The organism is Klenkia soli (assembly GCF_900103975.1).
Classification (GTDB): domain Bacteria; phylum Actinomycetota; class Actinomycetes; order Mycobacteriales; family Geodermatophilaceae; genus Klenkia; species Klenkia soli.
This window is the reverse complement of record NZ_FNIR01000015.1, coordinates 52,499-62,535: the sequence shown is the minus strand read 5'-3', so window position 1 is coordinate 62,535 and position 10,037 is coordinate 52,499. Positions and strand designations below refer to the sequence as shown.

The following is a 10,037-nucleotide window of genomic DNA, read 5'->3' as shown; positions in this document are numbered from 1 at the left end:
ACCGGCGGGGCCGGTGCGCCGGGTCAGGCGCCGGGGTCGGCGAGGTCGAGGTAGCCGCAGTGCCGGGTGATCAGCGCGGAGAGGTCCGCGACGATGCCGGACAGCTCGGCGAGCACCTGGTCGTCGGTGGGGGTGGGGGCGGCGTCGGGGTCCGTGGCGTCGGGGTGGGCGAGGTCCCAGGCCCGCAGCACGGCCAGCTCGGCCGCCGTGCGCAGGTCGGGCGACACCGCGGTGTCCTCCCACCGGGTCACCACCGGCGGCGGCAGCTCGAGGACCGGCCACCCGGGCAGCCCGAGGACGCTGGTCGTGCCGTCCTCGCCCACGCCCAGACCGAGCAGCAGCGGCCGGGCCCGCAGGCCCGCGGCCGTCGCGAGGAGGGCCGGGCCCGCAGGCGGCACCTGCACCAGCAGGGACCGCTCGACCAGGGCGGCCACCACCGCGGCCGGGTCGGGCACCCCGGCGGCCGCCGCGCGCTCGATCAGCAGCTCGCCGCTGCGGGCCGGGTCGTCGTCGAGCAGGCCGTGCGCGAGGTCCCAGGTCGTGGCCTGGGCGGCGTCCAGCCCGAGCCGCCGCCAGCCCAGCCGCACCGACCCGGCGACCGGGTCGGGCACGGTCTCCGCCCCGAGCCGGAACCCGACCGGCAGCACCGGACCGGTGGTCACCGGGCACCGCCCCCGTCGACCGCGCGGTCGACGTAGGCGGCGTTCGCCCGCAGCAGCGGCCGGAGCGATGCGACCAGGTCGGCGAGCAGCAGGTCGGGGTCGGCGACGCGGGGCTCGTCGACGCCGGCGGCCCGGTGGCCCTCGGCGTGCCAGCGGACCCCGGTCCAGAGGTCGGTGAACAGCGGACCCCACGCCCAGACGTCGCGCAGCACCCGGGACAGCTCGACCCGGGGCTGGCCGGGGAGCCCCACCTGGTGCACGGCGGGCCGGTCGGGCAGCTCGCCCAGGGCGGGGACGAGGGGGTGCAGGGTGTGCGCCCGCGCCCAGGCGCGGCGTCCGTCGGCGTCGTCGACCAGGTCGGTGACCACCCCGGCGGCCCGCACCTCGTCCCAGCCGGCGGCGATGTCGTCGGGCCCGAGCCCCCAGCGCCGGGCGAGCGCGGTCGCGTCGTCCTGCCCCCAGCCGTGCGGCGCGGGGTCGGCGGCGTGCCCGTGGCAGGCCAGCCAGACGTGCGCGGCGGCCCCGGACAGCTCCACCGGCCCGCCGTCGACCTGCACGAAGCCGCGCGCGCCGCGGGGGTCGAGCGCGCCGACGGGGGACAGGTCGAGGACGGCGAGCTGGCGGCCCAGCGGGACGACGAGCGGCCCGCTCACGGCCGTGGCTCGTCGACGGCGTCGCGGGGAAGGTCCAGGTAGAGGAGCTCGGCGGCCATCAGCTCGGGCAACCGCTCCAGCAACCGGTCCAGCACGGCGTCGCCGGTCGGTGGCTGCGGACCGCCGGCGGCGATCGAGGACGCCCCGGCCAGCCCTGCCGCCGCGGCCTCGAGCGTGGGGAACAGGTGCGCCCAGGCCCAGATGTCGAAGGCCTCCGGGTCGGCGTCTGCCCCCGGCCGGGACCAGGTGCCCAGCACGCGGCCGCCGTCGTCGGTCGGGAGCGTGCCCGCGCCCAGGGGCTGCACCCGGTGGGTGCGGGCGAAGGCCAACCGGGCCTCGCGGGAGTCGGCCACCCGGGCGACCAGCCCGCGGGCGACCAGGGCGTCGAGGACGGCGGGGTCGGTGCCGGGGTCGGGCCGGCCCAGCGCGCGCTCCCACGCGCTCCGCTCGACCTCCCCGACCAGCTTGGGCGTCTCCCACCCGACGCGGACGACGTGGTGCCGGGCGAACTCGCCCGGGGCGGGGTGGAAGGGGCCGAGGGCGTGGCCCACCCGCAGCAGCAGCGTCACGCGGCGACCCCCCAGGTGTCCAGGCACACGGCGCCGGTGACCAGCAGCGGGTGCAGCGTCGACAGCAGGCCGGTGAGCAGCTCGTCGGGGTCGACCAGGCCGGGGTCGGACGCCCCGGCTCGCGACGCGACGGCGGCGGAGGCGACGCAGGCCCGCCACAGGCTGGTCTCCATGTGCGCCCAGGTGAACAGGTCGTAGGTGGTGGAGCTGCCGACCGCGAGCAGCTCGTCGGACCGGCCCATGCGGTACACCTGCGGCTGCACCCGGGTGTTGCCCAGGCCGATCGCGAGCGGCAGCAGCCGCACCCGGTCGGCCAGGGCCCGCGCCGAGGCCGCACCGGGGGTCGCCCGCACGAGCAGGCCACGCTGCTCGAGGGCGGAGAGGTGCTCCGCGGCGTCGGCCAGGCCGGCCCGGGCAGCGGCGGCGAGGACCTGGTCGGCGCCCCACGGTCGGTCGCCGCCGTCGGGGTCGCCGTGCGCGAGTGCCCACAGCGAGAACTCCTCGAGGGGCAGCTCCTCGACCGCGGCACCGAGCCGGACCTCGACGGCCCCCAGGTCGCCCAGCCCGAGGGAGTGGCCGATCGGCAGCAGCAGGTCGGCCGCGGGCGGCGGGGTGACACCGGGAGCGGACATCGACGCGACCCTATCGCCGGCGGTGCGGCACCGTGCCCGGGCGTGGGAGTCTCGGGCCGTGTCCGCGCCGTTGCCCCCGCTGATGGAGTCGGCCAAGGCGGTCCAGGGTGCGGGGCCGCCCCGCGGGTTCGGGCCGCCGGTGGGCGTGGTGCTGGCCGGGGTGCGGCACCTGCGCCCCCCGGCCCCGGTGCTCGCGGCGGCGGCGCTGCTCGCGGTGGTCCCGGTGGCGCTGCTGGCCCTCGCCGTCCTGCTCGGGTACCAGCTGCTGGGCAGCGACCTGTGGCTGTTCTTCCGCGCGGTGTTCCTGGTGCCGGTCGTGGGGGTGCCGTTCCTGGCGGCGGCGCTGGCCTGGCGGGGGCTCAAGCGGGTGGTGCACACCGGTGCCTTCGCCGACGGCTTCTTCCTGGCCCGGTTGGGCCTGGTGGGCGCGGTGGTCTACACCGCAGCCCTGGTCGCGATGCTGCTGGGCGACGACCGGCCCGCGCCGTGGACGGCCGTGCTGCCCTACGTGGTGCTGGTCTACCTGTGGCTGCCCTGGTTGCCGCTGCAGCTGCCCTCGGCGCGGGCGTGGCCGCGCCGGGTGGCGCTGCGGCACGGCACGGCGGTGGCCGACGAGCTGGAGGCCCAGCTGCTGTGCGCGGCCCGTCAGCACCCGGGCCGGCAGGTCCTGCTCTGCCCGACCACCCCGCCGCTCGTGCCGCACCTGCTGCAGCCGGTCGCGGACGACACCGGGGAGGGGTGGCAGCTGTCGTGGCACTGCCCCACCTGCGGGCAGCCGGTGCCGACCGTGGCCCACCGGGCCGCCGCCGGTGCGCGGACCGGCATGGGCGGGGCGGACTGGCTCTACCTCACCTGGGTCGCCGCGGACGCCACCGCCGCCGACCCGGTCGGGCTGGGCCGGCCGGAGCTGGAGCGCTACGCGTTCGCGGCCGCCGCCGGGGTGCACGCGGGGGAGCAGCTGCTGGCGCTGGTGCCGGCCGGCCGCACCCGGGTGCCGCTGCTGCGCCGGCACGGTCGGGTGATGAGCCCGCTGCCCGAGAGCTGGGACCGGTCTGCCGTCGAGCAGGACCTCCAGGTCGCCCGGGCCCGGCTGGCCGGTGCCCGGCAGGAGCAGGCGCGGCGCAGCGCGGGCTGACCCCCCCCGGCCTCAGCGGGTGGCGCGGATCTGGGTGCTGGTCTGGGACAGCGGGTCCCACGCGTCGGGGTGCTTCTGCCCGGTGTCGACCACCCAGCCCGGGGTGCGCTGGGTCGAGCGCGAGGCCGTCGTCGAGCCCCGGCGCTCTGCGGGGCGGGCGCTCAGCTTGACGATCAGCGCGAGCAGCCCGACCAGTGCCAGGAGCACACCACCGATGATCACGAGCGTCGACATCATGGGGTCGACGCTAGGTGACCGACCGGTCCGTCGCCCCGACAGATGTCACCGAACATCACCATCCGGCTGCGGAGAGTGTGCCAATCCTGGTCACACCCGTCCCACGGTCACCGCCCGGCGGGCAGCGGACCGCCGGGTCACGTGCGGACCGTCACGTCGTCCGGGCTTGCCCCACCACCCACCGCGAGCATACTGGTCGGTATCGGATACGCATTGGTATCGAGGAGTGGACGATGAGCCAGCACGGCCTGCACGAGGCGCCCCGCCGGGAACTGCTGCCGGGGGTGACCCGCCGGGCCGCCGTCCTGGTGGTCGGGGTCCTGCTGCTGCAGCTGGGCTTCGTGCTCAGCTACGTCGGCGCCTTCCACTCCCCGGTCCCGCGCAGCATCCCGCTCGCGGTGGTCGCCCCGGGTGACGCCACGGACTCGGTGGTGCGCCAGCTGGACCAGCTCGGGGGCGCGCCGCTGGACGCCACCGCCTACGACGACGAGGACGCCGCGCGGCAGGCGCTGGCCGACCGCGAGGTCGACGGGGTGTTCCTCCCGGGCACCGGCACCGCGGACACCCTGCTGGTCGCCGGCGCGGAGGGCGGGGCGGTGAGCGGCGCGCTGGAGCAGGTGCTGACCCAGGTCGAGGGCGCGCAGCAGCGCACGCTCACCACCACCGACGCGATCCCGGCCGGGGACGGCGACGCCCGCGGCCTCTCGGCGTTCTACCTGGCCGTCGGCTGGGTGGTCGGCGGCTACCTCGCCGCCTCGATCATCGGCGTCAGCGCGGGCTCGCGGCCGCCGACCCGCGGCCGCGGCGCCACCCGGCTCGGCGCGCTGGCGGTCTACGCGCTGGTCAGTGGCCTGGGCGGTGCGCTCATCGCCGGCCCCGTGCTCGGCGCCCTCGACGGCCACCTGCTCGCCCTCGCCGCGTTCGGCGCGCTGCTGGTGTTCGCGGTCGGCGCGTTCACGACGGCGCTGCAGGTGTGGACCGGGCTGGTCGGCATCGGGCTGGCCATCGTGCTCTTCGTCGTCCTGGGCAACCCGAGCGCCGGCGGCGCCTATCCCGCGCCCCTGCTGCCGCCGTTCTGGTCGGCCATCGGCCCCTGGCTGCCGCCGGGCGCGGGTACCGGCGCGGTGCGCGGCATCGTCTACTTCGACGGCGCCGGGGTGGCCCAGGCGTGCTGGGTGCTCGCGGCCTACGCGGTCGTCGGCGTGGTGGCGACGCTGGTCGGTTCCGGGCGGGGGGCGACCGCCGACCCCGAGCCCGACCCGGTCGAGACGGTCGACGTCCGGGTCTGAGCTACAGCGCGACGGGCAGGCCGGTGTACATCTCGGCCAGCTCGCGGGCCGCGGCCTCCGAGGTGCACACCCGCTGCAGCTGCGAGAGCTGCAGCTGGGCGTCGAAGTCGTCGCCGTGGGTGTGCAGCATCGACGTCATCCACCAGGAGAAGTGGGTGCACCGCCAGACCCGGGCCAGCGCCTTGTCCGAGTAGGCGTCGGCCAGGTCGGTCTCCTTCTCGGCCAGCAACCGCACCAGGGCCCGGGCCAGCAGCGTCACGTCGGCGACGGCGAGGTTCAGGCCCTTGGCGCCGGTCGGCGGCACGATGTGCGCGGCGTCCCCGGCCAGGAACAACCGGCCGTGCCGCATGGGGGAGGACACGAACGAGCGCATCGGCAGGATCGACTTCTCGGTCACGGGCCCGGTCTGCAGCTCCCAGCCCGGCAGCGCCATGCGGGTGGCCAGCGCCTCCCAGATCCGGTCGTCGGACCAGTCCTCGATCTTCTCGGTCGGGTCGACCTGGATGTAGAGGCGCGACACCGACGGCGAGCGCATCGAGTGCATCGCGAAGCCGTCGGGGTGCCAGGCGTAGATCAGGTCGTCGGTGCTGGGCGCGACGTCGGCCAGGATGCCCAACCAGGCGAAGGGGTAGGTGCGCTCCCACAGCTGACCGTCGGTGGCGGCGGTGACGATGGGCCGCGAGACGCCGTGGAACCCGTCGGTGCCGGCGACGACGTCGCACTCCAGCACCTGGGCCACGCCGTCGGCGTCGGTGAACGCGATCGAGGGCGAGTCGGTGTCCACGTCGCGCGGCTGGACGTCGGAGACCTCGAACAGCAGCGGCGGGCCGTCGTCCAGCTGGGCGGCGATCAGGTCCTTGACCACCTCGGACTGGCCGTAGATCCACACGTTGCGCCCGCACAGCTCGGGGAAGTCCAGCTTGTGCCGGGTGCCCGGGTACTGCAGGTAGATGCCGTCGTGCTCGAGGCCCTCGCGGTCCAGCCGGGCGCCCATGCCGACCTCGCGCAGGGTGTCGACGGTGTGCTGCTCGAGGATGCCGGCCCGGATCCGCGCCTCGACGTAGTCGCGCGAGCGGTTCTCCAGCACGACGGACTCGATGCCCTGCACCGCGAGCATCCGCGACAGCAGCAGCCCGGCCGGCCCGGCCCCGATGATCCCCACCTGAGTACGCACGACTGGAGTGTGACCACGGGTACAGGCGGACCGCGAGGCCCGGCTCCCGGTCAGCGGAAGTCGGGGGTGCGGGCCAGTTCGCGGCCGATGCCGCGGGCGGCGACCTCCAGGACGGGGACCAGGCGGGGGAGGTCGCGCTCGGCGCGGTGCGTGGGGACGACGATGCCCAGCGCCGCGGCGACCACCGTGCGCCCGCCGCGCAGCACCACCGTGACGGGGACGGCGACCGAGGCGGCCCCCAGGGACATCTCCTCCGACGTGCGGGCCCACCCGGTGCGCCGGGTCTCGGTGAGCTCGCGGGCCAGCCGGGCCGGGTCGACCACCGTGTGCCGGGTGGCCCGTGTGGGGGAGCGCAGCACCTGCTCGACGACGTCGTCCGGCGCGGCGGCCAGCAGGACCTTGCCCACCCCCACCGCGTGCAGCGGCAACCGGCTGCCGACCTGGCTGACCACGGGCACCGACTCCCGGCCCGACACCCGGTCGACGTAGAGGGCGGCCAGCCCGTCGCGGACGGCCAGGTGCACGGTGTCGCGGGTCGCGGTGTGCACGTCGAGCAGGAAGGGGCTGGCCACCTGGCGCAGCTCGGCCTGCACGGGGGCCAGCAGCCCGAGGTCCCAGAGCTTGCGGCCGACCTCGTACCGGCCGTCGGGACGCCGGACCAGCGCCCCCCAGTCGGCGAGCTCGGCGAGCAGGCGGTGCGCGGTGGTCAGCGGGGTGCCCGTGCGCCCGGCGATCTCGGACAGGGTCAGCCTCGGGTGGTCGGCGTCGAAGGCGTCGAGGACCCCCAGGGCGCGCGAGGTCACCGACCGCCCGGTCGTCGCGGCACCTCCGGCCACCGTGTCCCCTCCTCGTCGGCATCCTTCCGCCCAGCGGGATGCACAGCGTGCCAGAGGTGTGGCGCAGGTCGTACGTTCGCCGGCATGACCGGGACCACATCGAGGCTGGTGCTGCCCAGCTACCTCCGGGAGGACGCCGGCCAGCGGACCCCCGTCGCCTTCGACGGCTACCGCTCGACCGGCCTGCGCGCACCGCTGCGCACCCCCGTCGACCTCCCGCACCGGCTGACCGAGATCACCGGGCCCGTGCTCGGCGAGGACCGGCTGGCCCCCGGCGACGGCGACCTCACGCTGCGCGCCGGCGGCGAGGCCCAGGGCCAGCGGATCATCGTGTTCGGCCGCGTGCTGGACAGCGGCGGGCGCCCGGTGCCGGGCGCCCTGCTGGAGATCTGGCAGGCCAACGCCGCGGGCCGCTACCGGCACGTCGTCGACAACTGGCCGGCGCCGCTGGACCCGCACTTCGACGGCCTGGGCCGGGTGGTCACCGACGCGCTGGGGCGCTACGAGTTCACAACGATCAAGCCCGGTGCGTACCCGTGGGGCAACCACCACAACGCCTGGCGGCCGGCGCACATCCACTTCTCGCTGTTCGGCACCGCATTCACCCAGCGCCTGGTCACCCAGATGTACTTCCCGGGCGACCCGCTATTCGGCCAGGACCCGATCTTCAACGCCATCCCGCCCACCGCGCGTGACCGGGCGATCGCCGGGTTCGACCTGTCCCGCACCCAGCCGGACTGGGCGCTGGCCTACCGGTGGGACATCGTGCTGCGCGGCACCGGGCAGACCCCGTTCGAGACCGACGACGACGGAGATGTCGCGTGAGCGCGTTCGAGCACGACAGCCCGCTGGTGACCGGTGCCGACGAGACCAACGACCGCCGCCCGGGCACCCCGCGGCGCGGCAGCGGGTTCCTCGACGAGCCGCCGGCCCTGCACACCACCCCGAGCGCGACGGTCGGCCCGTACCTCGCGATCGGCCTGACCTGGCCGGACGGCCCCGACGCGGTGGCCCCCGGCACGGCGGGGGAGATCTGGCTGCGCGGCACGGTGGTCGACGGCAACGGCGACGTCGTCCCCGACGCGGTGGTCGAGACCTGGCAGGCCGACCCCGACGGCCGCTTCGCCCACCCCGACGACCCGCGCGGCTCGTCGTCCACCCCGGGCTTCCGCGGCTTCGCCCGGTCCGCCACGCCGGGCGGGGAGTACGCCGTCCGCACCCTCAAGCCCGGCCCGGTGCCCGACGGCGACGGGGGCCTGCAGGCCCCCCACGTCGACGTCTCCGTGTTCGCGCGCGGCCTGCTGGACCGGGTCGTCACGCGCATCTACTTCGCCGACGACGACCACGCCGGCGACCCGGTGCTGCGCGGGCTCACCCCGGACCAGCGGGCCACCCTGGTGGCCGCGCCGACCGAGGACGGCTACCGGCTGGACATCCACCTGCAGGGCGACGCCGAGACCGTCTTCTTCGCGCTGTGAGGGACGAGCGCGGCAGGATGGGCGCGTGACGGGACTCTGGGACGGCACGTTCGCGCGCGGGGGTGCCGCCGCCGCGGTCTCGGACGTCGCCTGGCTGCGGGCCATGCTCGACGCCGAGGCCGCGCTGGCCCGGGCGGCCGCCCGCTGCGGGCTGGTCTCCGACACGGCGGCGGCCGAGGTCACCCGGGTCGCCGCGCAGCCCGAGGCCCTGGACGTCGCTGCCGTGGTCGCCCGGGCGGCCGACGCCGGCAACCCGGTGCCGCCGCTGGTGCGGGTGCTCACCGAGGCGGTCGGCCCGCACGCCGCCGCCGCGGTGCACGTGGGTGCGACCAGCCAGGACGTCGTCGACACCGCCCTGGTGCTCGTGGCCCGCCGCGCCGTCGCCGCGATCGACGCCGACCTCGCCACGGCCGCCGACGCCGCGGCCCGGCTGGCCGCCGACCACCGGGACGACGTCGCGATGGGCCGCACCCTCCTGCAGCAGGCGCTGCCCACCACCGTCGGGTTCCGCGCGGCCGCGTGGCTGAGCGGACTGGACGGCGCCCGCGCCCGGCTGGCCGCCGTCGACGCGTCGTTGCCGGTGCAGTACGGCGGGGCGGTCGGCACGTTGGCCGCCAGCTCGGGCTCGGGGGTCGACCTCAGGGCGGCGTTCGCCGACGAGCTGGGGCTGACCACGACCGCCGTCCCCTGGTTCACCGTGCGGCTGCCGGTCGCCGACCTCGCCGGGGCACTGGGCGCCGCGGCCGGTGTGGTGGCCACGGTCGCGCTGGACGTCGTCCTGCTGGCCCAGACCGAGGTGGCCGAGGCCGCCGAGTCCGGCGAGGGGCGCGGCGGGTCCTCGGCGATGCCGCACAAGCGCAACCCGGTGGCCGCGATCTCGGCCCGGGCCTGCGCCCGCCGCGCCCCGGGCCTGGTCGGCACGCTGTTCGCCGCCATGGAGCAGGAGCACGAGCGGTCGGCCGGGGCCTGGCACGCCGAGTGGCCCACCCTCTCGGCGCTGCTGGCCACCGTCGGGTCCGCCGCGGCCTGGTTGGCCGACTGCCTGGGTGGGCTGCAGTTCGACATCGTGCGTGCGGCCGCGGTCGTGGAGGCCGCCGGGGGCGCCCAGCTGGCCGGGGCCCTCGCCGACGCGCTCACCGGCTCCCTGGGGCGCGGGCCCGCCCACGACGCCGCCGCGGACGCCGTGCGGCAGGCTGCCCGCGAGGGCCGCGCGCTGGCCGACGTCGTCGCCGAGCGCACCGACGTGGACGCCGGCCGGCTGGTCGCCGCCAGCACCCCCGACGTCGGCGAGGCCGGTGCCCAGGTGGACGCCGCCCTCGCCGAGCACACCGTGGCCGAGCAGTCCCGCCGGCCGCGCGACCCGAGCTGAGGA

The 10,037-nt window shown here is 76.8% G+C and carries 12 protein-coding genes; 5 read left to right on the top strand and 7 right to left on the bottom strand.

Translation table 11 applies throughout. The features are described from left to right. Positions 1-23: 23 nt before the first annotated feature. The 4 genes from BLS67_RS20585 to BLS67_RS20570 are packed head-to-tail and all read right to left on the bottom strand — an operon-like array spanning position 24 to position 2,516. Positions 24-662, bottom strand: a complete 639-nt coding sequence (locus BLS67_RS20585; protein WP_091249280.1) for a hypothetical protein — start codon at positions 660-662, stop codon at positions 24-26. Further along, entirely contained in the window at positions 659-1,315 is a 657-nt protein-coding gene (locus BLS67_RS20580) for a hypothetical protein (protein ID WP_091249275.1), read from the bottom strand. Before BLS67_RS20580 ends, BLS67_RS20585 begins: the two co-directional genes overlap by 4 nt. Further along, complete coding sequence (locus tag BLS67_RS20575) at positions 1,312-1,884, bottom strand: hypothetical protein (RefSeq protein WP_091249272.1); 573 nt, start codon at positions 1,882-1,884, stop codon at positions 1,312-1,314. Before BLS67_RS20575 ends, BLS67_RS20580 begins: the two co-directional genes overlap by 4 nt. Next, complete coding sequence (locus tag BLS67_RS20570; protein ID WP_091249264.1) at positions 1,881-2,516, bottom strand: hypothetical protein; 636 nt, start codon at positions 2,514-2,516, stop codon at positions 1,881-1,883. Before BLS67_RS20570 ends, BLS67_RS20575 begins: the two co-directional genes overlap by 4 nt. Before the next feature lie 58 nt (positions 2,517-2,574). Between BLS67_RS20570 and BLS67_RS20565 the strand changes: the two genes are divergently transcribed. Then, the gene (locus BLS67_RS20565) at positions 2,575-3,651 is read left to right on the top strand and encodes a hypothetical protein (RefSeq protein ID WP_091249261.1); all 1,077 of its coding nucleotides are present in this window, start codon (positions 2,575-2,577) and stop codon (positions 3,649-3,651) included. Between the two features lie 12 nt (positions 3,652-3,663). Here BLS67_RS20565 and BLS67_RS20560 read toward each other — a convergent pair whose 3' ends face one another. Continuing rightward, positions 3,664-3,888, bottom strand: coding sequence for a hypothetical protein (locus BLS67_RS20560; RefSeq protein WP_091249258.1), 225 nt, complete (start codon positions 3,886-3,888; stop codon positions 3,664-3,666). 233 nt (positions 3,889-4,121) lie between these two features. Here BLS67_RS20560 and BLS67_RS20555 point away from each other — a divergent pair, with 233 nt between their 5' ends. After that, positions 4,122-5,177, top strand: coding sequence for an ABC-2 transporter permease (locus BLS67_RS20555; protein WP_091249255.1), 1,056 nt, complete (start codon positions 4,122-4,124; stop codon positions 5,175-5,177). Between the two features lies 1 nt (position 5,178). Here BLS67_RS20555 and BLS67_RS20550 read toward each other — a convergent pair whose 3' ends face one another. Further along, positions 5,179-6,351, bottom strand: a complete 1,173-nt coding sequence (locus BLS67_RS20550) for a 4-hydroxybenzoate 3-monooxygenase (RefSeq protein ID WP_091249252.1) — start codon at positions 6,349-6,351, stop codon at positions 5,179-5,181. A gap of 50 nt (positions 6,352-6,401) precedes the next feature. Continuing rightward, entirely contained in the window at positions 6,402-7,187 is a 786-nt protein-coding gene (locus BLS67_RS20545) for an IclR family transcriptional regulator (protein ID WP_091249248.1), read from the bottom strand. 84 nt (positions 7,188-7,271) lie between these two features. On the opposite strand from BLS67_RS20545, the gene pcaH reads away from it, so the two are divergent. The 3 genes from pcaH to pcaB are packed head-to-tail and all read left to right on the top strand — an operon-like array spanning position 7,272 to position 10,034. Further along, on the top strand, positions 7,272-8,012 hold the full coding sequence (pcaH, locus tag BLS67_RS20540) for a protocatechuate 3,4-dioxygenase subunit beta (RefSeq protein WP_091249245.1): 741 nt from the start codon (positions 7,272-7,274) through the stop codon (positions 8,010-8,012). Further along, a complete protein-coding gene (pcaG, locus tag BLS67_RS20535; protein WP_242654237.1) occupies positions 8,009-8,665 on the top strand; it encodes a protocatechuate 3,4-dioxygenase subunit alpha in 657 nt (218 codons plus the stop codon). The genes pcaH and pcaG overlap by 4 nt, the downstream gene beginning before the upstream one ends. Positions 8,666-8,690: 25 nt before the next feature. Further along, positions 8,691-10,034 carry a 3-carboxy-cis,cis-muconate cycloisomerase gene (gene pcaB / locus BLS67_RS20530; RefSeq protein WP_091249243.1) on the top strand — a complete coding sequence of 448 codons (1,344 nt, stop codon included), beginning with the start codon at positions 8,691-8,693 and terminating at the stop codon, positions 10,032-10,034. Positions 10,035-10,037 lie beyond the last annotated feature (3 nt).